The organism is Pseudomonas sp. EA_65y_Pfl1_P113 (assembly GCF_963970525.1).
Classification (GTDB): domain Bacteria; phylum Pseudomonadota; class Gammaproteobacteria; order Pseudomonadales; family Pseudomonadaceae; genus Aquipseudomonas; species Aquipseudomonas tritici.
The window spans coordinates 200,376-226,409 of the sequence record NZ_CAXAQM010000005.1; the positions used below are offsets into that span (position 1 = coordinate 200,376).

General features: G+C 63.1%; 13 protein-coding genes. 9 read left to right on the forward strand and 4 right to left on the reverse strand.

Translation table 11 applies throughout. The features are described from left to right. Positions 1-61 precede the first annotated feature (61 nt). A complete protein-coding gene (locus tag AACY52_RS07540) occupies positions 62-12,943 on the reverse strand; it encodes a non-ribosomal peptide synthetase (RefSeq protein WP_339560390.1) in 12,882 nt (4,293 codons plus the stop codon). A 55-nt stretch (positions 12,944-12,998) separates the two neighbouring features. After that, a complete protein-coding gene (locus tag AACY52_RS07545; RefSeq protein ID WP_339455456.1) occupies positions 12,999-13,751 on the reverse strand; it encodes an alpha/beta fold hydrolase in 753 nt (250 codons plus the stop codon). Between the two features lie 302 nt (positions 13,752-14,053). Between AACY52_RS07545 and AACY52_RS07550 the strand changes: the two genes are divergently transcribed. Next, the gene (locus AACY52_RS07550) at positions 14,054-14,605 is read left to right on the forward strand and encodes an RNA polymerase factor sigma-70 (RefSeq protein WP_339416562.1); all 552 of its coding nucleotides are present in this window, start codon (positions 14,054-14,056) and stop codon (positions 14,603-14,605) included. Between the two features lie 68 nt (positions 14,606-14,673). On the opposite strand, the gene AACY52_RS07555 is transcribed toward AACY52_RS07550, so the two are convergent. Then, on the reverse strand, positions 14,674-15,462 hold the full coding sequence (locus AACY52_RS07555) for a transporter substrate-binding domain-containing protein (RefSeq protein ID WP_339427414.1): 789 nt from the start codon (positions 15,460-15,462) through the stop codon (positions 14,674-14,676). 93 nt (positions 15,463-15,555) lie between these two features. Then, a complete protein-coding gene (locus AACY52_RS07560) occupies positions 15,556-16,179 on the reverse strand; it encodes a TetR/AcrR family transcriptional regulator (protein ID WP_339416566.1) in 624 nt (207 codons plus the stop codon). A 153-nt stretch (positions 16,180-16,332) separates the two neighbouring features. Here AACY52_RS07560 and AACY52_RS07565 point away from each other — a divergent pair, with 153 nt between their 5' ends. The 8 genes from AACY52_RS07565 to AACY52_RS07600 all read left to right on the forward strand — a co-directional run bounded on the left by AACY52_RS07565 (position 16,333) and on the right by AACY52_RS07600 (position 25,853). Further along, the gene (locus AACY52_RS07565) at positions 16,333-18,111 is read left to right on the forward strand and encodes an acyclic terpene utilization AtuA family protein (RefSeq protein WP_339497016.1); all 1,779 of its coding nucleotides are present in this window, start codon (positions 16,333-16,335) and stop codon (positions 18,109-18,111) included. 13 nt (positions 18,112-18,124) lie between these two features. After that, positions 18,125-18,997 (forward strand): SDR family oxidoreductase, encoded by an 873-nt coding sequence (locus AACY52_RS07570; RefSeq protein WP_339506343.1) that lies wholly within the window; start codon positions 18,125-18,127, stop codon positions 18,995-18,997. A gap of 3 nt (positions 18,998-19,000) precedes the next feature. Then, on the forward strand, positions 19,001-20,617 hold the full coding sequence (gene atuC, locus AACY52_RS07575) for a geranyl-CoA carboxylase subunit beta (protein ID WP_339416571.1): 1,617 nt from the start codon (positions 19,001-19,003) through the stop codon (positions 20,615-20,617). A 44-nt stretch (positions 20,618-20,661) separates the two neighbouring features. Next, positions 20,662-21,819, forward strand: coding sequence for a citronellyl-CoA dehydrogenase (atuD, locus tag AACY52_RS07580; protein WP_339416573.1), 1,158 nt, complete (start codon positions 20,662-20,664; stop codon positions 21,817-21,819). Then, a complete protein-coding gene (locus AACY52_RS07585; protein ID WP_339560391.1) occupies positions 21,816-22,577 on the forward strand; it encodes an enoyl-CoA hydratase-related protein in 762 nt (253 codons plus the stop codon). The genes atuD and AACY52_RS07585 overlap by 4 nt, the downstream gene beginning before the upstream one ends. A 428-nt stretch (positions 22,578-23,005) precedes the next feature. After that, positions 23,006-24,889, forward strand: a complete 1,884-nt coding sequence (locus AACY52_RS07590; RefSeq protein WP_339560392.1) for an acetyl/propionyl/methylcrotonyl-CoA carboxylase subunit alpha — start codon at positions 23,006-23,008, stop codon at positions 24,887-24,889. Between the two features lie 73 nt (positions 24,890-24,962). After that, positions 24,963-25,505, forward strand: coding sequence for an exonuclease domain-containing protein (locus AACY52_RS07595; RefSeq protein WP_339436298.1), 543 nt, complete (start codon positions 24,963-24,965; stop codon positions 25,503-25,505). Positions 25,506-25,568: 63 nt separating this feature from the next. Then, entirely contained in the window at positions 25,569-25,853 is a 285-nt protein-coding gene (locus AACY52_RS07600) for a pyrimidine/purine nucleoside phosphorylase (RefSeq protein ID WP_339436299.1), read from the forward strand. Positions 25,854-26,034 lie beyond the last annotated feature (181 nt).

The window sequence follows — 26,034 nt, forward strand, 5'->3', positions numbered from 1 at the left end:
TGAGCGCTGTTGGCATCCGCTCGCCTACTGTCAGAATTAACAGTTCTGACAAACGGCCCCCTCACAACCCCTCCAACTCCGCCATCAAATCACTCAACCGCTCCACCTTCTGCGCACTGATCTCATTCCCCGCCAGCCCTTCGATATATCCAGCCAACTCCGCCACCGTGCTGCACTCGAACATCGCCCTTAGCGGTACATCCCGCTGCAAGGTTTTCTGCACCCGCGAGGCAATCTGCGTCGCCAGCAACGAATGCCCGCCCAGTTCGAAGAAGTTGTCCTGCACCCCGACCCGTTCGACTTTCAGCACCTCGGCCCAGATCGCGGCCAAGGTGGTTTCCAGTTCGTTGCGTGGCGCCAGGTAGTCCTGGCTGTGCAACTGGCCGATCTCCAGGGCCGGCAGGGCGTTGCGGTCAAGTTTGCCGTTGGCGTTGTGCGGCAGGCGGTCGAGCCACAGCCAGTGCAGCGGCACCATGTATTCCGGCAACTCGGCGCGCAGGCGTTGCTTGATGCGGTCGAGGCGTTCGCTTGGGTTGAGCGCTTCGTCTGCGGCAACGAGGTAGCCAACCAGATGCTTGCCGTTGACGCTCTCCTGCACGCCGACCGCCGCGTCGCGCACTTGCGGTTGCTCGTGCAGGCGCGCTTCGATTTCGCCCAGTTCGATACGGTAGCCGCGAATCTTCACTTGGTGGTCGATACGCCCGACGTATTCCAGCACGCCATCGCTGCGACGCCGCGCCAGGTCGCCGGTGCGGTAGAGGCGTTCGCCCGGTGCGCCGAAGGGGTTGGGCACAAAAACCGTGGCGGTGCGCAGCGGGTCGCCGACGTAACCGCGACCGACGCCCGTACCGGCGACGCACAACTCGCCCACAGCGCCTTGGGCCACCAACTCCAGTGCACCGTCCAACAGGTACAAACGGTTGTTGTCGGTGGGCGTACCAATCGGCAGGTAAGTGCCACGGGTAGACGCCAGGTCGACACGGTAGAACGCCACATCGTCCGAGCATTCCGCTGGGCCGTAGGCGTTCACCAAACCAATCTGCGGGTAACGCAGCAGCCATTGGTGCGCCAGCTCCGGCGGCATGGCTTCCCCGGTGGGTAGCATCCAGCGCAGGCCGTCCAGGCTGATAAGGTCCTGGGCCAGCATGCCCTGGATCAGGGACGGCACGCTTTCCAGCACGGTGATGCCTTGGGCCTGCACATGGGCGAGCAAGCCTTGGGGATCATGGGCAATCGTATTCGGCACGATATCCACCCGTGCGCCAAACAGCGGTGCAGCGAGGAATTGCCACACGGAAATATCGAAGCTCTGCGACGCAGTTTGCGCAATCACATCGGCATCGCTCAAGGCCAGGTACGGCACCTTGCTCAACTGGTTATTGAGCATGCCGCGCTGTTCGACCATCACGCCTTTGGGCAGGCCGGTGGAGCCCGAGGTGTAGATCACGTAGGCGAGGTTGTCCGGGGCGCTGTAGACACCTGGGTTTTCGCCACGCGCAGGGATTTCCTCCCACACCAGCAACTGGCAGTCGAAGCCTTCGAGCAACTCGATGGCCTGCTCGCGACTGGCCTCGGTGCACACCAGCAACGGTGTGCGGCTCAGGTCAAGAATGCGGCTCAGCCGCTGGCGCGGCAGGCCGGGGTCCAGCGGCAGGTAGCCGGCCCCCGCCTTGAAGCTGCCGATGATCATGCCGAGCAAATCAAGGTTACGCTCGGCCAGCAACGCCACCGGTTGATCAGCGCCCACGCCCGCCGCAATCAGCGCGTGGCCCAGGCCGTTACTGCGCCGGTTCAACTCGTCGTAGGTCCATTGCTGACCAAGGCAACTGGCGGCGACGCGCTGCGGATGCGCGGCCACCTGCGTTTCGAACAGCTCGACGTAGCTGCGCTCCAGCGGGTAGTCGTGTTCGCTCTGGTTGCAGCCCTCCACCAGGAACTCGCGCTCCTGCTCGCCAATCAGCGGCAGTTCAGCCATGTCGCCATGGAAGCCCTGCACCAGCGCCAGCAGCAGGCGCTTGAACTCGCCAAGCATGCCTTGCACGGTGGTTTCGTCGAAGTAACGCTGGTCATAGGACAGATGCAAACCGAGGTCGTCGCCCGGATAACACACGGCCGTCAGCGGGAAGTTGGTGTGGGTACGGCCGGAATCCGAGGTGGCATTCAGGCTTTGCGCGCGGTCCAGCACCGAGACGTCCACCGGGGCGTTTTCGAACACGAACAGGCTGTCGAACAGCGGCTGGCCCTTGGGCAATTCGCTGTGTTCCTGGATCGTCACCAGCGGCAGGTATTCGTACTCGCGCAGCTGCATATTGCTGTCGAGCAGGCCGCTCAACCACTGGCGCACGCTGCAACGCTGGTCATCCTCGGGCAGTTTCACCCGCAGCGCGATGCTGTTGATGAACAGGCCAACGGTGCGTTGCATCTCTGGCATTTCCACCGGGCGGCCGGCCACAGTAACGCCAAACAGCACGTCACGATCCCCGCTCAAACGGCGCAGTACCAGGGCCCAGGCAGCCTGGGCGAAGGTATTGACGGTCAGTTGATGCGCCTGCGCCAGTTCGCGCAGTTGCGCACCGTCGCGGGCGTCGAGGCGGGTGTAGCAGTCGCCCACCACCATGGCGCCGCTGTGGCCCGCGTGCTCACGCAGGAACGGCCGGTCGCTCGGGATCGGCGTGGTGCGTTCGAAGCCTTGCAGGTTCTGCTGCCACCACTGGCGTGCCTCATTCAGGTTCTGGCGTTGCAGCCAGGCGATGTAGTCGCGGTAGCGCGGTGGCGTGGCCAGTTGCGCGTCGCGGCCTTCGCCGAGGGCCATGTAGATCTCGAAGAAGTCATTCATCAGCAACGAACGGCACCAGGCATCGATGAGGATGTGGTGGTTGCTCATCATGAACCAGTAACGCGCTTCGCCGACGCGGATCAGGCGCAGGTGGAACGGCGGCTGGTTGAGCAGATCGAAACCAGCTTCGCGCTCATGCTTGAGCAAGGCTTGCAGGCGCGGCTCCTGTTCGCTTTCCGGATCGCCGCTCCAGTCCAGGTACTCGACCGGCGTACTGCCCGGTTTGTGGATCACTTGCAGCATGTCTTCGCCAACGTTCCAGCAGAATGAGGCGCGCAAGGCTTCGTGGCGGGCGATCACCGCTTGCCAGGCCTGGGCAAAACGCTCCGGGTCCAACGCGCTGTTGATGCGGTAGCGGTCTTGCATGTAGTAAAGGCCGGTGCCCGGCTCCAGCAGGGTGTGCAGCAGCAGGCCCTCCTGCATCGGGGTCAGCGGGTAAACGTCTTCGATGGCACTGGCCGGTACCGGCAAGCTGTCGAGTTGTGACTGGGTCAGGTGCGCCAGCGGGAAGTCGGACGGCGTGAGGCCGCCGGCGGTGTCCTCAAGGCAATGCGCGACCAGGCTGTGCAGTTCGGCCAGATACGCATCGGCCAATTCGCGAATGGTGTGCTGATCAAAGCGCTCACGGCTGAAAGTCCAGCGCAGCACCAGTTCGCCGCCGTACACCTGGCTGTCGACGCTCAACTCGTTGGGCAACGGCGCATCCGGATCATGGGCCAGGCCCGCGGACTCATCCAGCGGGTGGAACAGTGCATCAGCGCCAAAGCTCTGGTCGAACTGGCCGAGGTAGTTGAACGTGATCGGCGCGCTCGGCAGTGCGGCCATGGTCTGCTTGCACAGGTCATCCGCCAGGTAACGCAGCACGCCATAACCCAAGCCTTTATGCGGCACGGCACGCAGTTGTTCCTTGATCGCCTTGATGGAATCGCCCTGCCCGGCTTGCGGGGTGAGGCGCAATGGATAGGCACTGGTGAACCAGCCGACACTGCGGGTCAGGTCGACCTCATCGAACAGGGTTTCGCGGCCGTGGCCTTCCAGCTGGATCAGCGCCGAAGCGTGACCACTCCAGCGGCACAACACTCGCGCCAACGCGGTCAGCAGCAAGTCGTTGACCTGGGTGCGGTAGGTGCTCGGGGCCTGTTGCAGCAGTTGTCGGGTGTGTTCGGCATCCAGGCGCACGCTGACGGTGTCGGCGTCGCGGTTGCGCAGCAAACCTTGCGGGCGTGCCACCGGCAGTGCGGCCTGCGGGCCGGCCAGTTGGTGCTGCCAGACGCTCAGCTCTTCGCGCAGGGATTCGCTGCCGGCGTAGGCCTGCAAACGCGCGGCCCAGTCACGTAGCGCACTGGTCTTGGCTGGCAGGCTGACGGATTGGCCGTCGCTCAGTTGGCGGTAAACGCTTTGCAAGTCTTCGAGCAATACACGCCATGACACGCCGTCCACCACCAAGTGATGGATAGCGATCAACAGGCGCTGCTGGCCCTCGGGACCCTCCACGAGCAAGGCGCGCAGCAACGGGCCGTGTGCCAGGTCGAGGCTGCGCTGGGTGTCGCTGAACAGCGCAATGCACGCGTCCATGTCGCGCACTTGCGCCTGCATCAACACACCACCCTGCGGTACGGCGAGGTGTTCGGCGTGCCATTGCGCGTCGCGTCGGGTGAAGCTCAGGCGCAGGGCGTCGTGGTGTTCCAGTACCGCCAGCAGCGCTTGCTCAAGGCGGTGCGGGTCAAGCAGTTGCAGCGGTTTGAGCAGCAGCGCCTGGTTCCAGTGCTGACGCTGCGGGATCTCGGTGTCGAAGAACCAGTGCTGGATCGGCGTCAGGCCCGAGCTGCCCGTCAGCACGCCTTGCTCAACGCTGATGTGCTCAGCGCGCGTGGCGACAGCGGCCAGGGTTTGCACGGTCTGGTGCTGGAACAAGTCGCGCGGGCTGAAGTGAATGCCCGCTTGCCGCGCACGGCTGACCACCTGGATCGACAGGATCGAGTCGCCGCCCAGTTCAAAGAAGTTATCGTCCAGACCGACTTGCTGCACATTCAGCACTGCGCACCAGATCGCCGCCAATGTGCTTTGCAGCTCATTGCGGGGCGCCACGTACTGTTGGCGATTGGCCTCAGGGTCGGGTTGCGGCAAGGCACGGCGGTCGAGTTTGCCGTTGGCGGTCAGCGGCATACTGTCCAGCACGATCAAGTGCGCGGGCACCATGTAGTCCGGCAGCTGCGCCTTGAGGTGGGCCTTGAGCGCGTCGCGCAACGCGCCGTGGTCTGCGTCGCTGACCAGGTACGCCACCAACTGTTTGCCGCTTGGCGAATCCAGCGCGAGCACCACCGCTTCGCGCACGCCGTCGTGCTCCAGCAAACGGGTTTCGATCTCGCCCAGTTCAATACGGAAACCGCGAATCTTCACCTGATGGTCGATACGCCCCAGGTACTCCACCAGGCCATCAGCGCGCTGGCGCACCAGGTCGCCGGTGCGGTATAGCCGCCCACCGTGCGTAGCAAACGGATCCGCAACGAAGCGCTCCGCCGTCATGCCCGGGCGCTGGTGATACCCCTGGGCCAAACCGGCGCCGCCGACGTACAGCTCGCCGGTCGCACCTTGCGGCACCAACGCCAGATCGGCGTCGAGAATATAGGCCACGCGGTCACCGATGATGCTGCCGATTGGCACGCTTGCAGCGCCCTCCTCCAACTGTTCGGGCGCGAGGCTCGCCAGCGGCATCACTACGGTTTCGGTCGGGCCGTAGGCGTTGAAGAACATCTCGGGCTGGAACGCTGCGCGGATGCGCTGCAAATGCTCACCCGTCAGCGCTTCGCCGCCAGTGATGCACATGCGCACCGGCAAGGTCTGCTGCTGGGTCGCCAGCCACTGCGCCAGCTGGCTGCCGTAGCTCGGCGTGAAGCCCAGGACAGTGATGCGATGGGTGCGGATCAGCGCGCAGATTTCTTGCGCGTCCCACTGGCCCTGGGCACGCAATACCACCTGGGCCCCGCTGAGCAGCGGCACCAGCAAACGCTCGGTGGCGGCGTCGAAGTTGATCGAATAGAAGTGCAGTTCACAGTCGTCGGCGCGCATGCCGAAACGCGCGATCACCGCCGTGCAATGCATGGCGATTTCACCGTGGCACACCACCACGCCCTTGGGCTTGCCGGTGGAGCCGGAGGTGTAGATAAGGTACGCCTGGTGTTGCGGCAGGCTGATAAACGGCAACGCGTCGGACGGGTAGTTGGCAAGCAGCGGCGCGTCATCTTCCAGGCACCAGCGCGCCACGGTTGCAGGCAACTCGCCGAGGGCTTCAAACATCGCCGCATCGCTGAGCAGCAGGCCGATGCCGCTGTCTTCGATCATGTAGTGCAAGCGGTCCAGCGGGTATTCCGGGTCCAACGGCACGTAGGCGCCTCCGGCCTTGAGGATCGCCAGCAGGCCGATGACCATTTCCAGGGAACGCGGCAGCGCCAGGCCGACGCGCACCTGCGGGCCGACGCCACGCTCGCGCAGCATCCAGGCCAGGCGGTTAGCGCGGGCATCGAGCTCACGATAGCTGAGGCTAACGCCGGCAAAGGTCAGCGCCGGTGCATCGCCACGGGCTGCCGCTTGCTGGCTGAACAGTTGATGAATGCACTGATCAAGGCGGTGCTCGCCTGCTTCGGCGCCCAGGCTGTCCTGCAACGCGTGCTGTTCGGCGGCCGTCAGTAACGGCAACTCGCTGAGGCGCCGCTGCGGATTGGCGATCAAGGCTTCCAGCAGGTTGCGCCAATGTCCGGCCATACGCGCAATACGCGGTTCGTCGAACAGGTCGGTGCTGTAGGTCAGGCAGCAACCCAGGCGATGGTCGAGGTCGGTGACTTCCAGATTGAGGTCGAACTTGGTCGCGCGGGCATCGTTGGCCAGGTACTCGACAGTCATGCCGGCCAGTTGGCGGCTTTGCTGGAACTCCCAGCGCTGCACGTTGCACATCACCTGGAACAGCGGGTTGTACGCCGCACTGCGCGGTGGTTGCAGGGCTTCCACCAGGTGGTCGAACGGCAGGTCTTGATGGGACTGGCCTTCGATCACCGTATGGCGCACGTGCTCAAACAGTTCAGCGACGTTCATCTGCCCATTGAGCTGGCAACGCAGCACCTGGGTGTTGAGGAACGCGCCGATCAGCCCTTCGCTTTCCGGGCGAATACGGTTGGCGACGGGGGCGCCGATGCGCAGGTCGGTCTGGCCGCTGTAGCGGTAGAGCAACACGGCCAGGGTGGCGGTCATGGTCATGAACAGGGTCAGGCCGCGCTCGGCATTGAAGGCACGCACGCGGGCGGCCAGGTCATCGCTGAGGTCGAAGCGATACAGTTCACCCTGGTGGCTTTGCACCGGTGGGCGTGGGCGGTCGCCGGGCAGTTCCAGCAGCGGATGTTCAGTGCCCAGTTGCGCGGTCCAGTAGTCGAGTTGGCGCTGACGCTCGCCGGACTCCAGCCACTGACGCTGCCACACGCTGTAATCCAGGTATTGAACCGGCAACGGCGCCAGCGGCGATTCGCGCTCGTCGATAAAGGCTTCGTACAACGCGCTGAGTTCACGGGCAAAGATGTCCATGGCCCAGCCTTCGGTGACGATGTGATGCAGGGTCAGCACCAGGTAGTGTTCCTGCTCGCCAGCCTTGACCAGGCAGGCACGCAGCAACGGCCCGGTTTCCAGGTTGAACGGCGTGTGCGCTTCATGATCAGCCAACTGCTGCAGACGCTGCTGGCGCTCGGTTTCGTTCTGGCCTGAGAAATCCTGCCAATCCATGCGCAAGCCGGTCTGCGGCGAGACCTTTTGATAGGCCACGCCGTCGACGCTCGGGAAGGTGGTGCGCAAAGTTTCGTGACGCATGATCAAGGCCTGCAACGCCGCTTCGAAACGCCCCACATCGAGCACGCCACGCAAGCGCGCCATGCCGCCGACGTTGTAGGCCGGGCTGTCTGGCTCCATCTGCCACAGGAACCACATGCGCTGCTGGGAATAGGACAACGGCACCGGTTGGCTGCGGTCGACCTTAGCAATAGCCGTCTGCTGGTTGCGTAGGCCCGACGCCTGGATCAGCCCGACCTGCTCGGCAAACGCGCCCAGCTCACTGGCTTCAAACAAGGTGCGCAACGGCAACTCGACGTCACACGCCTGGCGGGTGCGCGAGATGATTTGCGTGGCCAGCAACGAGTGGCCGCCGAGGGCGAAGAAGTCATCGCCCAGGCCGATTTTCGGCCGTCCGAGGACTTCGCGCCAGATAGCTGCGATCTGCTGCTGCAAGGGGGTTTCGGGTTCAATGTGCTCACGGGTTTGCCACACCGGCTCCGGCAACGCGCGACGGTCCAGCTTGCCGCTGGGGCTCAGGGGCATGGCGTCGAGGCGCATCAACAGCGCGGGCACCATGTACTCCGGCAGCTCGGCGGCCAGGGCGGTTTTCACCTGCTGTTCGTCCAGCGCGACATGGGCGGTGTAGTAGCCGATCAACTGCGTGTCACGCACCAGCACCACGGCTTGGGCGATGCCGTTCAGGGCCAGCATGCGCGCTTCGATTTCTTCCGGCTCCACGCGGAAACCGCGCAGCTTGACCTGCTGGTCGAGACGGCCCAGGTACTCAAGCACACCCTCGGCGCTCCAACGGACGCGGTCGCCGGTGCGATAAAGGCGCGCCCCCGAGTGGTCGGCGACAAAACGCTCAGCCGTCAACCCGGCGCGCCCCAGGTAACCCCGGGCCAGGCCGATACCGCCGATGCACAGTTCACCCGGCACACCCAGCGGCACGGGGTTGAGCTGATCGTCCAGCACGCGGCAAATCACATTGCCCAGCGGGCGGCCAATCGGCGAGCGCTCGCCGTCCTCCGCGCGGCAGTGCCAGTGGGTCACGTTGATCGCGGTTTCGGTGGGGCCATAACGGTTGTGCAATTGCACCGCCGGTAGCTGCGCCAGGACGCGGTTGCGCAGCTCGGCGGGCAAGGCTTCGCCACCGGAGAACAGGCGACGCAGGCTGGTGCATTCGGCGGCCAGCGGTTCGTCGATAAACAGCTGCAGCAGCGGCGGCACAAAGTGCAACGTGGTCACGCCGTGTTCCCGCACCAACTGCGCGATACGGTGCGGGTCGCGATGCTCGCCAGGGCCGGCCAGCACCAGGCGGCAACCGGTGATCAGCGGCCAGAAGCATTCCCACACCGACACGTCAAAACTGATCGGTGCCTTTTGCATCAGCACATCGGTGTCATTCAGTTGATAGGTGGCCTGCATCCACTGCAAGCGTTCGGCCAGGGCCGCATGGGTATTGCCCACGCCTTTGGGCTGGCCGGTGGAGCCAGAGGTGTAGATCACGTAGGCGAGGTTATCGCCGTGCAGGTGCAGGCCAGGCGGCTGGGTCGGCCAGCTGTCGAGGTGCAGGCTGTCCATTGCAATCACGCAGACGCCGCAGGCAACTGGCACGTGGTCCAGCAACGTGGTCTGGGTCAGCAGCAGATGCACGCCGCTGTCCTCCAGCATGTAGGCCAGGCGCTCGGCGGGGTAATCCGGGTCCAGCGGCACATAGGCGCCGCCGGCCTTGATGATCGCCAGCAGGCCGATCAGCAGTTGCGGCGAACGCTCGGCGGCGATCGCCACGCACACGTCCGGGCCGACACCCTTGTCACGCAGGTAGTGAGCCAGGCGATTGGCCTGAGTGTGCAATTGGGCGAAGGTCAGGCTGCTGCCCTGCCAGACCAGCGCGGTGCTGTCCGAGGTGTGTCTGTTGAGCAGCTCCGGCAGCCATTGCTGGGCGGGCGCGCACGGCGTTTCACTCCACGGTTGCTGCTCGTCTTCCGGCATCAGCTTGAGGTCGCCGATGGCTTGCTGCGGCTGGTCACACGCGGCTTGCAACAGGTTGATGAAGTGCTCGGCCAGGCGCTGGATGGTCGCGCTGTCAAACACTTCGTCGGCGTAGTCGAACGACAGGCTCAGGCGCCCGTTACGGTCTTCTTCGCTGTGCAGTTGCAGGTCGAACTTGGCTTCGCGGCTGTGCCATGGCAGCTCGTCGGCGAGCATGCCCGGCAGACGGCGCAAGGCGCTGAGGTCGCGTTGCTGGTGGTTGAACATGACCTGGAACAGACCCTGCCCGCGCGCTTGCGGGAAGGCTTCCAGCAGTTGTTCGAACGGCAGGTCCTGATGGGCCTGGGCGCTCAACGCAGCTTGGCGAGTCGCGGCCAACAGTTCGTTGAACGGCAAACAAGCGTCCAGCTCGGCACGCATGACCTGCGTGTTGATGAAAAAGCCGACCAGGCCTTGGGTTTCCTGGCGCGGACGGTTGGCGTTGGGCACGCCGATGCGGATGTCACGCTGACCGCTGTAGCGGTAGAGCAGGCTCTGGAATGCTGCCAGTAACACCATGAACGGGGTGGATTGGTTGGCCTGGGCGGTCTGGCGAATCGCCTCGCTGAGGTGCACGCTAGTTCGTACTGTATGACGCGAAGCGCTGTTCCGGTGTTGCGCCGAGCGCGGGTGGTCAGTAGCCAGGCTCAAGGTTGGATGTTCTTCACCGAGTTGCGCTTTCCAATACGCCAATTGGCGCTGACCTTCGCCTTCGGCCAGCCACTGGCGCTGCCAGCGGCCGTAGTCGGCGTATTGCAGGGCCAGCGGCGGCAGCTCAAGGGTTTCGCCCTGGGTTGCGGCGGCGTACAGGCGTGAAAATTCGTCGATGAGGATATTCAGCGACCAGCCATCCGCGATGATGTGGTGCAGCGTCACCAGCAACTGGTGATCTGCATCGTCCAGGCGTACCAGGGTCACCCACAGCAGCGGGCCTTTTTCCAGGTCGAACTGGGTGCGCGCTTCGTCTTCGCGAATCCGTTGCGCGCGGGTGTCGCGCTCGGCCACGGGCCGGTCGCTGAGGTCGATGACTTGCAACTCGAAATCCGCTTTGGCATCGATGCGCTGGAAGGCCTGGCCGTCGCGTTCGTAGAAGCGGGTGCGCAGGGCTTCGTGGCGCTGGACCAGTTGCTGGAAGCTCAAGCGCACGGCGTCTTCATCCAGCTCGCCGCGCAGGCGCAGGGCGCCGGGGATGGTGTAGGCGCTGCTGTGCGGGTCCAGTTGCCAAGTGATCCACAGGCGGTTTTGTGCAAGGGATTGGGGCAGGTCTTCCTGGCGTGACAGGGGTTGGATGGCGCCTTGGGCAACGCCGCCATCCTGTTGCAACTGCGCAACGTTGGCGGCAAAGCCTTCCAGGGTTGGCGCTTCGAACAGCATGCGCAGGTTCAGCTCCAGGCCCAGTGTTTCACGCAGGCGCGCGACCACCTGGGTGGCGGTGATGGAGTTGCCGCCGAGCAGGAAGAAATGGTCATCGGCCGCGACCGTCGCGACGTGCAGTTGTTCGCACCAGATCGCGGCGATCTGGTTTTGCAGTTCGGAGTCCAACGCTGCCTCGCTGACCTGCACGTGCAGATCAGGAAACTGCGCATAGCTGTCGAGGCTGCCATCGACATACCGCAGCGCACACGCCGCACGTTGCACCTTGCCGCTGGAGGTCTTCGGCAAGGCACCCGGGTTGAGCAGCACCACCACGCTCGGCGCCTCCTGATACGCCTCGGCGACGGCTTGGCGGATCGCCTTGATCAGCGCGTCGGACGGCAGGATTTTCTGCACGCTGCGGCTGATTTCGGCGGCAATGCCGATGCCTTCCAGGCCTTGGTCATTCACTGCAAATGCCGCGACCCGGCCTTTGCGTACGACTTCCACTTCGCGCTCGATGGTCTGTTCGATGTCCTGCGGGTACAGGTTATGGCCGCGCACGATCAGCAAGTCTTTCAGGCGGCCGGTGATGTACACCTCGCCTTCGCGGATAAAACCCAGGTCGCCGGTACGCAACCAGGTACGGCCGGCGTGTTGCACGAAGGCAGTGGCGGTGGCCACGGGATTGCGCCAGTAGCCGTGGGCGATGCTCGGGCCGGTGGCCCAGAGCTCACCGACGTTATTCTCGGCCAGTTCGGTAAGGGTGTGCGGGTCGGCGATCAGCACCGCGTGTTCGGGTTGGCTGGTGCCGCAACTCATGATCGCACTGCCCTGCCCCGGCTCGGCACGGTTGGCAGCCAATGCCTGCTCGTCGACGCGCAGCGCGGGGATGCCATGGCCGCGAATGCCACCCGCGACAAACAGGGTCGCTTCGGCCAGGCCGTAGGACGCGAAGAAATTATTCGGGGTAAAACCGCAGGCCGCGAACTTCTCGGCGAAACGTTCCAGGGTGTCGAGGCGGATCGGTTCGGAACCGGAATAGGCCACGCGCCACTGGCGCAAGTCCAGGCGTTCCAATGCCGACTCGCTGACCCGCTCGCTGCACAGGCGGTAGGCGAAATCCGGGCCGCCGCTGATAGTGCCGCCGTATTCACTGATCGCTTCCAGCCAGCGCAATGGCCGACCGAGGAAGTACGCCGGCGACATCAACACGCAGGGCACGCCGCTGAAGATCGGTTGCAGGAGGCCGCCGATCAGGCCCATGTCGTGGTACAGCGGCAGCCAGCTGACGATCACGTCATCCGGGTTGAGGTCGATGCCAAAGCCGCGACGGATCAGCACTTCGTTGGCCACCAGGTTGCCATGGCTGACTTGCACGCCCTTGGGCAATGCGGTGGAGCCGGAGGTGTATTGCAGGAACGCGATGTCGTCGGGGTGCAGGTCGGGGGCGATCCAAGTGCCGGCACTCTGCAAGGTATCGACGCTCAATACCATTGGCGCGTTTTCGATCTGTGCCAGGCCATCGGCGAGGCTGGCGATGGTCAGCAGCAGGCGCGGCTCGGCATCGCTGATGATCGAGAGCAGGCGTTCCTGATGGTGGCGACGGGTCGACTCCGGCGGGTAAGCCGGCACCGCAATGACGCCGGCGTACAGGCAACCAAAGAACGCCGCGACGTAATCCGGGCCGCTGGGGAACAACAGCACCGCACGGTCGCCCAGGTCCGCATTGGCTTGCAAGGCTGCGGCGATGGTGCGGGCGCGCAGGTCCAGGTCGCGGTAACTGAGCACAACGCTGTGCTCGGCCGACTCAGCGAGGAAGCGCAGAGCGACCTGGTCCGGCGTCTGCACGGCGCGACGTTGAAGGGACTGGACCAGCGTTAGGGGAAGTTCGAAGGCGTCCATCATGGGGTTCCTGCCTGAAATCGGCTTGCGGGAAATTCGGGAATGGGGGGGGGGGCTTTTAGCCGGTGGCCAGTTGCCGCGCCGCGCCATTGCGCCAGCGGGCCAGGTGTTCGTCGGCGTAGCGCCGCACGCAGCGCAGCACGGCGCTTTCATGTTGGATGAGGAAGAAGTGGTGGCCGTCGAACATGTCCAGGGAAAAGCCACTGGCGGCGTCGAGTTGCCAGTCGAGCAACTGGTCGGCGCGCACGCTGTCCTGTTTGCCGCCAAACACATGAATCGGCATGCCCAGCGGCGCCCGCTCGCCATAGGTAAAACTGCCGCACAAGAGAAAATCGGCGCGCAGGATTGGCAGCATCAACTGCATCAACTCGGGGTTGGCCAGGGCTTCTTCGGCGGTGCCTTGCAACTCGCGCAGGCGGGCGATCAGTTGTTCGTCGGTCTTTTCGATGGCGTATTCGCTGACGTCGCGGCGTGCCGGCCCGGCTGTACCGGAGGCGAACAGCGCCAACGGCGCAGGCACATCGCGTGCATTCAGCGCGTGGGCCAGTTCGAAGGCGAGCAGGCCGCCGAGGCTGTGGCCGAACAAGGCATAAGGGCCATTCAAGTCGCGGCTGATTTCATCCGCAAGCTGTGCGGCCAAGGCTTTGATATCGCGCTGCAAAGGTTCATCCATGCGCATGCCACGCCCGGGTAACTCCAGCGGGCACACGTGCAACCAGTCCGGCAGGGCCCGGCGCCAGCGCGCGTAAACCATGGCGCTGGCGCCCGAATGAGGCAGGCAGAACAGGCGCAGTCGAGCCGGCGTACTCATCAGGCGACGACTCCAAACTGAAACACGCTGTGCACACGATGCAAACCCATCTCGTCCTCCTGCGGGTGTTGATCCCTGGTCGTTTTACTAACGGACCTGTCACCCAGAAGAACGGACGGCGCCGGCAAATAATTAGTCGTCGGGTACAAGCGAGACGCGGTTCACACCTAACAAGAACGCATAAGATTAGTTCGCCTTCTCATTTGACAATCATTATCATTCATCATAATTTGTTGCCCGATGTGTAGGAGGCCTCAGCAAGGACGCCCTCCCCTAACCTCTTTTGCGACAAGGTGATTTCCATGACGGAACAAGTATCCACAGGCAGGTGCAACTCACCGCTTCTCCAGGCGTTCGTCGATAATCGACTGATTCTGGTGAAGATTGCGGCACGTATTACCGGGTGCCGCTCCCGGGCCGAAGACGTAGTGCAGGATGCCTACTTCCGCCTGCAGTCGGCGCCGACGATCACCTCATCGTTCAAGGCCCAGCTCAGCTATCTGTTCCAGATCGTGCGCAACCTGGCGATAGATCACTACCGCAAGCAGGCCCTGGAGCTCAAATACTCAGGCACCGAAGAGGAAGGCTTGAATGTGGTCATTCACGGCGCTTCAACGGAAACCTCGCACATCAATTTCAACACCCTGGAAAACATCGCCGACGCCCTGACGGAGTTGCCGCAGCGCACCCGCTACGCGTTCGAGATGTACCGCCTGCATGGCGTGCCGCAAAAGGATATCGCCAAGGAACTCGGCGTATCGCCGACCTTGGTGAATTTCATGATTCGGGATGCGCTGGTGCATTGCCGCAAGGTGTCGGGCAACCACAGCGATACGTTTGCGCGGCGGGCCTGACAGCGCCGCTGTAAACAATGTGGGAGCTGGCAAGCCAGCTCCCACAGTTTTGATCTGCGTTGCGCCTGTCAGGGTATCGGCATGACATCAATCCGATACGGCTCGAAAATCTTCAACATCTCGCCATTTTCGCGCAAGCGCTTGAGCAACGCGGAAAACGCTTCCCCCGTGATCGGCGCTTTGGGGCGCAGCAACGCGTAGTGGTGATAGACCTGGTCGATACGCTCTGACACCAGGAACTGCCCGGCCATGTCCGCATTGCGCACCATGAAATCACTCAGGTACGAACGGGTCACCAAGGCGATGTCGGCCCGCCCGCGCGCGACCATCAACAGGTTGCTGTCATGGGAGTAGGTCAACGTGGCGTTGAAGTGCTCTGCCATGTACTTGGGATCGGGGTTGAAGTTGGCGAAGGCGTAGTGGTAACCGCTGAAGACCGCCAAATGCTTGCCGTTCAGGTCAGCGAAATAGGCCTGATCGCGACCGGGCTCACGTTGGGCGACGAAAATTTCCGCGTCTTCCAGGCCCATGTCGACTGTTGTGTGGGTGATCTCCTGCCAGCCCCAGTCGGGGTTTTCGAAGATGGCCATATCAATCCGACCCTGCTCGAAATCGCGAAAACGTCGCGGAATTGAGGTGGGCACCAGCACAAATTGATAGTCGGTCTGCGAGGCGTTCAAAGCCTCGACCAGTTGCGGCAGCAAACCGGTGTCAGCGCCCTGCTCCGGACGCACGGTGTACGGCGGGAAATGCGCCGCGCCAATCCTTACCAATTGGGCAGCCGAAGCCGGCATACACCACGCGGTGCCCACTGCCCAAAAAGTTAGTCCTGCAGCCAGCCGCCATGGCGAAAACATCAAGGCACACACCGTTCAACACTCTGATGGCGATAAGCTAGGCGTTTTTGTCTGGCGAGACAACTTTTCACCGGCAAATTAATGCCTTGCACCTTAATCGGCTTTCAAAACCATCAGCATGGCTTCTTCGGCCAATTGCTCGAGCGTCATGCTGCCCTCGGCGCGGAACCAAGTGGTGGTCCAGGACAAAGCGCCGGTCAGAAAGCGCCGGGTGATAAACACATCGCCACGGATATAGCCGGCGTCCTTGGCCTCGCCCAGTACTTGCAGCCACAGCGCCTCGTACACATCGCGCAGGGCCAACACCTCAGCCTGGCCTTCAGCCGACAGCGAGCGCCATTCATATACCAGCACCGCCATCGCCTCGCCGCTGCCGCCCATGATCGACTGCAATTCGCAGCGGATCAGCGCCAACACACGTTCGCGTACGTCGGTAGCTTCCTCAAGAGAAGCGCGCATCATCGCGGTGTTGTAGTGGATGGTTTCTTCCATCACTGCGCGCAGGATCTCGTCCTTGCTCTTGAAGTGATGAAAGATGCTGCCGGACTGGATGCCCACTGCGCTGGCCAGGTCGCGCACGGTGGTGCGCTCGAAACCCTTGTTGCGAAACAGGTGGGCCGCCGTTTGCAGCAGCTTGCCACGAGCGCTTTCGGGGTCGGTCAATTGGCCGCCGTCGATCATGGTGCGCATCACCCGCAGGGCTTTATGCTCATCCATGCCTCTCTCCTCTACTTCCACGGACGTCTTGGCCGGCAATTTAGGCCGTGACGGCCACCCAAGCAAGCGCTTGGCTAAAACTTGTGAACGGAGTTTACAAACCAAGCGCTTGCTTGGTAGGCTCGCTAGCAGCCATTCGAGGAAGGATTTCTCATGAGCAAGACGGTTCGTATCGGCTGCGCCAGCGCCTTCTGGGGCGACACCTGTACCGCTGCCGCGCAGTTGGTGCACGGCGGTGAGCTGGATTACCTGGTCTTCGACTACCTGGCGGAAGTCACGATGTCGATCCTGGCCGGTGCGCGGATGAAAGATCCCCAGGCCGGCTACGCGACGGATTTTGTCGAGGTGCTCACGCCGTTGCTGGGCGATATCCAACGCCAGGGCGTCCGTGTGATCAGCAACGCTGGCGGCATCAACCCCCAGGCCTGCGCCGCCGCTCTGCAAGCAGCCTGTGACAAGGCGGGCGTTGAACTGAACATCGCCGTGCTACTGGGCGATGACCTGCAACCCCAGCTCAAGCAGCTGCACGGCATCACCGATATGTTCAATGGCGCACCGCTACCGCCGATGTGCCTGTCCGCCAATGCCTACCTCGGCGCACCGGGCATTGCACAGGCGCTGGCATTGGGCGCGGACATCGTCATTACCGGCCGCGTGGTGGACAGCGCGGTGGTCAGCGCGGCGTTGGTGCATGAGTTCAACTGGTCCTGGCAGGATTACGACCGCCTCGCCCAGGCCGCACTGGCCGGGCATATCATCGAATGCGGCGCGCAGTGCACCGGCGGCAATTTTACCGATTGGCGCGCGGTACCGGACTACGAGCACATCGGTTTTCCTATCGTAGACGTCAGCGACGACGGCCAGTTTATTGTGAGTAAAGTCGACGGCAGCGGTGGGCTGATCAGCGAACTCAGCGTGGCCGAACAGTTGCTGTATGAAATCGGCGATCCGCATGCCTACCTGCTACCGGATGTAATCTGCGATTTCAGCCAGGTCAAATTGCAGCAGCAAGGTAAGAACCAGGTACGCCTGCATGGCGCCAAGGGCTCGCCCCCAACCGCCCAGTACAAAGTCAGCGCCACCTACCCGGAGGGTTTTCGCTGCACCGCCAGTTGCCTGATCGCCGGGATCGATGCGGTGGCCAAGGCCGAACGGGTCGGCCAGGCGATCATCAACAAAACCTCGGAGCTGTTCAGCCAACGCGGCTGGGCGCCCTATACCGAGGTGAATATCGAACTGCTGGGCAGCGAAGCGACTTATGGCGCCCATGCGATGCGCCAGGACTGCCGCGAAGTGGTGGTGAAATTGGCGGTGCGACACCCCAGTAAACAGGCGCTGGTGCTGTTCGCCCGCGAGATTGCCCAGGCAGCCACCGGCATGGCGCCAGGGCTGACCGGCATCGTCGGCGGGCGGCCAACGGTGTATCCGCTGATTCGGCTGTTTTCGTTCTTGATCGACAAATCCGTTTGCGAACTGGAAATCGACCTCCGGAGCGGACGCCACACCTGCGCACTGCCGATTGCCAACGCCCCCACCCTGCCCGCTGCGCCGGTCGCCCCACCCAAACCCCAAGGCCTTGCCGACGCCAGCGTGCCCTTGGTGAAACTGGCCGTGGCGCGCTCCGGCGACAAGGGTAACCACAGCAATATCGGCGTGATCGCCCGCGATCCCGACTACCTGCCGTGGATCGCCGAAGCGCTGACCCCGCAGGTGATTGTCGATTGGATGGGCCACGTACTGGATCCCGTTCATGGCCGCGTCGAGCGCTGGTATTTGCCCGGCAGCCACAGCCTCAACTTTTTGCTGGAAAACGCACTCGGTGGTGGCGGCATCGCCAGCCTGCGCATTGACCCGCAAGGTAAAGCCTTCGCCCAGCAACTGCTGGAAATCCCGATTGCGGTGCCGCAGCACATAGCCGATCAACTTGTATAACAGGAGCGTTGCCGTGGCCTTCGACTCGATCTTCAAAGCCGACCTGTTCCAGGGGCAGACCGTGATTGTCACCGGCGGTGGCAGCGGGATTGGCCGTTGCACTGCACACGAATTGGCAGCCTTGGGCGCCCAGGTGATTATGGTGGGACGCAAGCCGGAAAAGCTGCAAGCGGTCGCAGCGGAAATCGCTGAAGACGGTGGCATCGCTCATTGGCAGGCCTGCGACATTCGTGATGAAGAAGCCGTGAAGACGCTGGTCAGCCAGATCCTGAACGAACACGGCGAGGTCCACGGCTTGGTAAACAACGCCGGCGGCCAGTACCCGTCACCGTTGGCCTCGATCAACCAGAAAGGCTTTGAAACCGTGCTGCGCACCAACCTGGTCGGCGGTTTCCTGATGGCCCGTGAAGTGTTCAACCAATCCATGAGCAAGCATGGTGGTGCCATCGTCAACATGCTCGCGGACATGTGGGGCGGCATGCCCGGCATGGGCCACTCGGGCGCGGCGCGCGCCGGCATGGACAACTTCACCAAGACCGCCGCCGTTGAGTGGGGTTGTGCCGGCGTGCGAGTCAACGCCGTCGCGCCGGGCTGGATCGCTTCCAGCGGCATGGACACCTACGAAGGCGCCTTCAAGGCAGTGATTCCAACCCTGCGCGAACATGTGCCGCTCAAGCGCATCGGCACCGAGTCGGAAGTCAGCGCGGCCATTGTCTTCCTGCTCAGCCCCGCCGCCGCCTTTATCAGCGGTAGCACCCTGCGCATCGACGGCGCCGCCAGCCTCGGCAGCCGCGCCTGGCCGTTGCACAAGGCGCAACCGCCGAGCGAACCGTTCAACGGCTTCCACCGCGCCGACCTGCCGGATGTGCTCAAGGCGGAGAAATAAGCCATGCCAGTGATTGAATCCCTGATCGATACCCACAGCCCACCGTTCGCGCAGAACCGCGAAGCCATGCTCGCCGCCATCGCTCACGTGCGCGAACTGGAACACACCCTGCTGAGCAAGGCACAGGACGCCAAGCCCAAGTTCGACAAGCGCAGCCAACTGCTGCCCCGCGAGCGCCTCAACCTTTTGCTGGACCCCGGCGCGCCGTTTCTGGAGCTGGCCAGCCTGGCCGGCTACAAGCTGCACGACGACAAGGACGGCAGCGCCGCCGGCGGTGGGTTGATCGCCGGGATCGGCTACGTCAGCGGCGTGCGCATGCTGGTGGTGGCCAATAACAGCGCGATCAAGGGCGGCACCATCTCCCCCACGGGCTTGAAGAAATCCCTGCGCCTGCAACAGATCGCCATGGAGAACAAACTGCCGGTGGTGACCCTCGCCGAGAGCGGCGGTGCCAACCTCAACTATGCCGCCGAGATTTTCGTCGAGGGCGCGCGCAGCTTTGCCAATCAGGCGCGCATGTCGGCCATGGGCTTGCCGCAGATCACCGTGGTGCATGGCTCGGCCACGGCGGGCGGTGCGTATCAGCCGGGGCTGTCGGATTACGTGGTGGTGGTGCGCGGCCGGGCCAAACTGTTCCTCGCCGGCCCGCCGCTGCTTAAAGCCGCGACCGGCGAAGTGGCGACCGATGAAGAACTGGGCGGCGCCGAGATGCACGCACAAACGGCCGGCACCGCCGAATACTTGGCGGAAAATGACGCCGATGGCGTTCGCATCGCACGTGAGATTGTCAGCCTGTTGCCTTGGGACGATCGCCTGCCGCTGGCGCCGAAACGCGCCTTCGCAGACCCGCTGTACCCCATCGAAGAACTGCTGGGCCTGATCCCCGATGACCCGAAAAAACCCTACGACGTGCGCGAAATCCTCGCGCGCCTGGCAGACGGCTCGCAGTTCCTCGAATTCAAAGGCGAGTTCGACGCCCACACCCTCTGCGGCCACCTGCACATCCAGGGCCGCGCCGTCGGTGTGATCGGCAACAACGGCCCCATCACGCCGAAGGGCGCGAGCAAGGCCGCGCAATTCATCCAGCTCTGCGACCAAAGCCGCACACCGCTGCTGTTCCTTCACAACACCACCGGTTTCATGGTGGGCACCGAGTCGGAACAACAAGGTGTGATCAAACACGGCGCAAAGATGATCCAGGCGGTGGCCAATGCCCGCGTGCCTAAACTCACGGTGGTGGTGGGCGGCTCTTATGGCGCCGGCAACTACGCGATGTGCGGCCGCGGCCTGGACCCGCGCTTTATCTTCGCCTGGCCCAACAGCCGCACGGCGGTCATGGGTGGCGCGCAGGCAGGCAAGGTGCTGCGGATTGTCACCGAGGCCAAGCAGTTGAAGGACGGCCTGGTGCCGGACCCCAAGGTGCTGGATATGTTGGAGCAGGTCACCGCGCAGAAGCTCGACAGCCAGTCCACCGCGCTGTACGGCAGCGCCAACCTGTGGGACGACGGGCTGATTGATCCACGGGATACGCGGACCTTGCTGGGCTTTTTGCTGGATACCTGCCACGAGGCCGAGGTGCGTGAGTTGCAAGCCAATACTTTCGGTGTAGCGCGTCTCTAAATTTCGCCGGGACGCTGCGCGTCGCGATCAGGAGAACAAGAAAAATGATCTTCACCCAGGAACACCAGGAACTGCGCCGCACCGTGCGTGCCTTCGTCGACCGCGAGATCAACCCCCATGTGGATGAATGGGAAAAAGCCGGCCGCTTTCCCATCCACGAGATCTTCCGCAAGGCTGGCGACCTCGGCCTGCTGGGCATTTCCAAACCGGAGACATTCGGCGGCATGGGCCTGGACTACAGCTACTCTATCGTCGCCGCCGAAGAGTTCGGCACCATCCGTTGCGGCGGTATCCCCATGTCCATCGGCGTGCAAACCGACATGTGCACCCCCGCCCTCGCCCGCTTCGGCTCCGATGAACTGCGCGACGAATTCCTCCGCCCGGCCATCAGCGGCGAACAGGTCGGCTGCATCGGCGTCTCGGAAACCGGCGCCGGTTCCGACGTGGCCGGGCTCAAGACCCATGCGCGCAAAGACGGCGACGACTACGTGATCAACGGCAGCAAAATGTGGATCACCAACTCGCCCAGCGCCGATTTCATCTGCCTGCTGGCCAACACCTCCGACGACAAACCGCACATCAACAAATCACTGATCATGCTGGCGATGAACACCCCCGGCATCAGCGTCAGCCCGCCCCTGGAAAAACTCGGCATGCACAGCTCCGAGACCGCGCAGGTGTTTTTCGACAACGTGCGCGTACCCCAGCGCAACCGCATCGGCCACGAAGGCGCAGGCTTCATGATGCAGATGCTGCAGTTCCAGGAAGAGCGCCTGTTTGGCGCGGCCAATATGATCAAGGGCCTGGAACATTGCATCGACAGCACCATCGACTACTGCAAAGAACGCCAGACCTTCGGCAAGGCGCTGATCGACAACCAAGTCATCCACTTTCGCCTGGCCGAACTGTCCACCGAAATCGAATGCTTGCGCGCGTTGGTCTACCAGGCCACCGAGCAATACATCAAAGGCCAGGACGTAACGCGCCTGGCCTCCATGGCCAAGCTCAAGGCCGGGCGTCTGGGCCGCGAAGTCAGCGACAGTTGCCTGCAATACTGGGGCGGCATGGGCTTTATGTGGGACAACCCGGTAGCGCGCGCATACCGCGATGTGCGGCTGGTGTCGATTGGCGGCGGCGCCGACGAAATCATGCTGGGCATCATCTGCAAACTGATGGGCACCCTGCCGGGCAAAAAATCATGAATACCTTGCTGCTGGAACCGCACAACGGCGTGCTGCACATCACCCTCAACCGACCGGAAAGCCGCAATGCGATGAGCCTGGAGATGGTCAACGAACTGCGCGCCGTAGTGGCACAACTGGACGGCCAGGTGCGCGCGCTGGTAATCAGCGGCGCGGGCGGACATTTCTGCGCCGGGGCCGATGTGAAGGACCTAGTCACTGCGGACAACCAACTACAGGCGCTGAATCGAGCGTTTGGCACGTTACTGCAAGAAGTGGAAGCGGTGCCGCAAGTAGTGATCGTGGTGCTGCAAGGCGCGGTGCTGGGCGGTGGGTTCGGGCTGGCGTGTGTGAGTGATATTGCGATTGCGGACCACCAGGCGCAATTCGGATTGCCGGAGACCAGCCTGGGATTGTTGCCGGCGCAAATGGCACCGTTTGTGGTCAAGCGCATTGGCCTGACCCAAGCGCGGCGACTGGCGCTGACGGCGGCGCGGTTTGATGGTGTGGAAGCGCAGCGGCTGGGCGTCGTGCACTTCACCGAGCGCGACCCGCAGGCGTTGGCAGAGCGCTTGGATGAGGTATTGGGGCAAGTGCTGCGGTGCGCGCCGGGGGCGAATGGGCGGACCAAATCCCTGATGCTGGCCAGTGTCGATGAGCCGCTTGAGGCTGTGCTGGATCGAGGCGCGCAGTGGTTTGCCGAGGCGGTGAGGAGCGAGGAAGGGATTGAGGGGACGCAGGCGTTTGTGCAGAAGCGCAAGCCGGGGTGGTGCAGATAACGCCTTCGCAGCGGTGCGGCGATCCGACAAGCCAGCTCCCACAGGGGAATGCATTCCAAATGTGGGAGCCTGGTTCAACCCAGCCCCCACAACTGCGCTTTTGATCTACACCACTCAGGCCGGCTGTCAGGCCGCCGTGCTTTTGATTTTGATCTCAGGCGCCCCGTCAAACACGCTGGCCGAACGCAGGCTTTGGAGCGTGGGTAACCCGGCAGGACGCCGGGTTAGCCGCGCTGGGCCAAGGAGGGCCCATCGCGGCGGCCCACGCTCCAAAGCCTTCGTTCGGGCACACCGAGCCTAGGCGAGGTGCCGAGTGTTGGGGCGAAGGCCTTTTGGTTACTTTTGGGCCTTTCCAAAAGTGACCCGCTGTAAGAGCGGAACCAATTGTGGCCGTTACCTAAATAACGGATATGTACCCGGAGCAGAAAATGCCAAAGTTCACCAAAATCCTGATCGCCAACCGCGGCGAAATCGCCTGCCGCATCCAACGCACCGCCCAAGCCCTGGGCTACCGCACGGTCGCGGTCTACAGCGACGCCGACACCCAAGCCCTACACGTCCAAATGGCCGACGAAGCCGTCCACATCGGCCCCTCCCCAGTCCACCAGTCGTACCTGAACATAGAAACCATCATAAACGCCGCCAAACGCACAGGCGCCGACGCCATCCACCCCGGCTACGGCTTCCTCTCCGAAAACCCCCATTTCGCCCGCGCCTGCCAACACGCCAACCTGACCTTCATCGGCCCCAGCGTCGAGGCCATCGAACTGATGGGCAGCAAACGCCAATCCAAACTCGCCATGCTCGAAGCCGGCGTCCCGTGCATCGCCGGCTACCAAGGCAGCGCACAGGACGACACCACCCTGCAACAACAAGCCGAGCGCATCGGCTACCCTCTCATGATCAAAGCCAGCGCCGGCGGCGGCGGTCGCGGCATGCGCCTGGTGCACCACCCAAAAGACCTGTTGAACAACCTGCACAGCGCCCGCTCCGAAGCCAAAAATGCCTTCGGCAGTGACGAACTGATCCTCGAACAAGCCCTGATCGACCCACGGCACGTCGAAATCCAACTGTTCGGCGACAGCCACGGCAACCTGATCTACCTCGGCGAACGCGACTGCTCGATCCAACGCCGCCACCAGAAAGTCATCGAAGAAGCCCCCTGCCCCGTCATGACCCAAGCACTGCGCCAAGCCATGGGCGAAGCCGCCCTGAAGGCCGGGCGTGCGGTGAATTACGTCGGTGCGGGCACCGTGGAATTCCTGCTTGACCGCCACGGCCAGTTCTACTTCTTGGAGATGAACACCCGTCTGCAGGTGGAGCACCCGGTAACCGAGCTGATCACCGGGCTGGACCTGGTGGATTGGCAATTGCAGATCGCCGCCGGCCAAACGCTGCCGCTGACACAAGCCGACGTCACCCTGGGTGGCCACGCCATGGAAGTGCGCCTGTACGCCGAAGACCCGGCGCAGGGCTTCCTGCCGCAAACCGGCGAAGTGCTGCGCTGGGAACCGGCCGTGGGCGTGCGCATCGATCATGGCGTGGTGGAAGGCCAGCGCATCAGCCCGTTCTACGACCCGATGCAGGGCAAGATCATCGCCCATGGCGCCACACGTGAAGAGGCGCGGCGCAAACTGCTGCGGGCGGTTGAAGACACCCTGTTGCTAGGGGTCGCGACCAATCGGCAACTGTTGGCCGATATGCTCAAGCACCCGGACTTTATCGCAGGGAATTTCAGCACCGGATTTATCGCAGAACACTTCAACGAAGTCCTGCCCCAGTCCGCATCAATAGACCAACTCGCCCTGGCCGCCGCGCTGTTTTACACACACAGCGCCGACCAGCATGCTCAAGCCCTGGCGGGATGGCGCAACACCGCCAGCGCCCCCTGCACCTATCGCCTTGAAATCAATGGCGAAATCCACACCGTCAGCGCTGACCCGCTGCCACTCACCACCGACGGACGCTACGCCACCGTGGTACTCAACGGCATCCGCCGCCGCGTTGCCTATCACCTTGACGGCAACCAACTGTGGCTACCCGGCCTCACGGTGACTAACCGCAGCCAGCAAGTCGCCGGCCGCCAGGCCGACGCCAGCAGTGGCACAGTCAAGGCACCGATGGACGGCGCCATCGTCGATGTGCGGGTTTGCGCTGGCGACAACGTGACCAAAGGCCAACTGCTGCTGGTGCTCGAAGCCATGAAAATGGAGCATCCACTGACCGCCGGCATCGACGGCGTGATCAAGGGCGTGCAGGTAATTGCCGGAGATCAAGTGCGCAATCGTCAGGTTTTACTGGAGATCGAATAGCCCCTAGGCGGAACTACACGGCCGGGCTACGCTCTATCCCCAACAGAAAAGGAAGAGTACGGGAACCTGCGCGATGCCTCATTGGCTGATTATTGACCTTGAAGCCACAACGGATGAAGGCGGCTGGCCCGTGACGGAGATGGAAGTCATCGAGATCGGCGCGAGCCTGGTCAACCGCCAGGGGCGCGAGCTGGATCATTTCCAGCGCTTTGTACGCCCGCTGCGCCGGCCATTGCTGACGCCATTCTGTCGCCAGCTGACGCACATTACCCAGGCAAACATCGATGGCGCGGCGCCGATCACCGAGGTGTGGCCGCTGTTCGAACGCTGGCTCGGCCAGCATCAGCCGCGCCTGGAAGGCTGGGCCAGTTGGGGCGATTACGATCGCAAGCAGCTGGAACTGGAGTGGCAGCGCCATGGCTTGGCCAGCGCGCTCGCCAACACGCCCCATGTAAACCTCAAGCAGCGCTTCGCCAAGGCCCGACGCCTGGACAAGCCTCCGGGCCTCAACGGCGCCCTGCAATTGGCGGGCATGCAGTTCCATGGCCAGCAGCATCGGGCGTTGGAGGATGCGCGCAATACGGCGCGCCTGTTACCGCTGATTCTGCCGGCCTAGGCAGCTCCCCTGCCCTTGGGCATACTGGCCGACCTTTCCAGACCCTTTTCCGAGGAATCGCCCATGTTTAAAGTCAACGAGTACTTCGACGGCACCGTCAAGTCGATCGCTTTCGGCACTGCAGAAGGTCCGGCGACCATCGGCGTAATGGCCCCGGGTGAATACGAGTTCGGTACGGCGCAGCGTGAAATCATGCACGTGGTCTCTGGCGCCCTGACCGTCAAACTGCCTGACGCCAACGGCTGGGAAACCTTTGCTGCCGGCAGCCAGTTCAACGTACCGGCCAACAGCAAGTTCCAGCTCAAGGTCGCCGTGGACACCGCTTATCTGTGCGAATACCGCGGGTAAGGGTTTTCCAAGGCTCAAAAAAATGCCCGTCTCCTGCGAGACGGGCATTTTTTAGGTTCTTCACGGAATCACGGGAAAGACAGAAACAAGAACGCCGATTTGATGGATGATGTTCGTGCGAGCAAACACATCTAAAAAACCGGCGTTCTTATGCGTGATATTAATACTTTTCTTCCCTTTT

Coding starts and splice junctions, on each gene's coding strand:
- AACY52_RS07540 (WP_339560390.1), bottom strand. CDS start 12,943: ATGATGGACGCCTTCGAACTTCCCCTAACGCTGGTCCAGTCCCTTCAA.
- AACY52_RS07545 (WP_339455456.1), bottom strand. CDS start 13,751: ATGAGTACGCCGGCTCGACTGCGCCTGTTCTGCCTGCCTCATTCGGGC.
- AACY52_RS07550 (WP_339416562.1), top strand. CDS start 14,054: ATGACGGAACAAGTATCCACAGGCAGGTGCAACTCACCGCTTCTCCAG.
- AACY52_RS07555 (WP_339427414.1), bottom strand. CDS start 15,462: ATGTTTTCGCCATGGCGGCTGGCTGCAGGACTAACTTTTTGGGCAGTG.
- AACY52_RS07560 (WP_339416566.1), bottom strand. CDS start 16,179: ATGGATGAGCATAAAGCCCTGCGGGTGATGCGCACCATGATCGACGGC.
- AACY52_RS07565 (WP_339497016.1), top strand. CDS start 16,333: ATGAGCAAGACGGTTCGTATCGGCTGCGCCAGCGCCTTCTGGGGCGAC.
- atuC (WP_339416571.1), top strand. CDS start 19,001: ATGCCAGTGATTGAATCCCTGATCGATACCCACAGCCCACCGTTCGCG.
- atuD (WP_339416573.1), top strand. CDS start 20,662: ATGATCTTCACCCAGGAACACCAGGAACTGCGCCGCACCGTGCGTGCC.
- AACY52_RS07585 (WP_339560391.1), top strand. CDS start 21,816: ATGAATACCTTGCTGCTGGAACCGCACAACGGCGTGCTGCACATCACC.
- AACY52_RS07590 (WP_339560392.1), top strand. CDS start 23,006: ATGCCAAAGTTCACCAAAATCCTGATCGCCAACCGCGGCGAAATCGCC.
- AACY52_RS07595 (WP_339436298.1), top strand. CDS start 24,963: ATGCCTCATTGGCTGATTATTGACCTTGAAGCCACAACGGATGAAGGC.
- AACY52_RS07600 (WP_339436299.1), top strand. CDS start 25,569: ATGTTTAAAGTCAACGAGTACTTCGACGGCACCGTCAAGTCGATCGCT.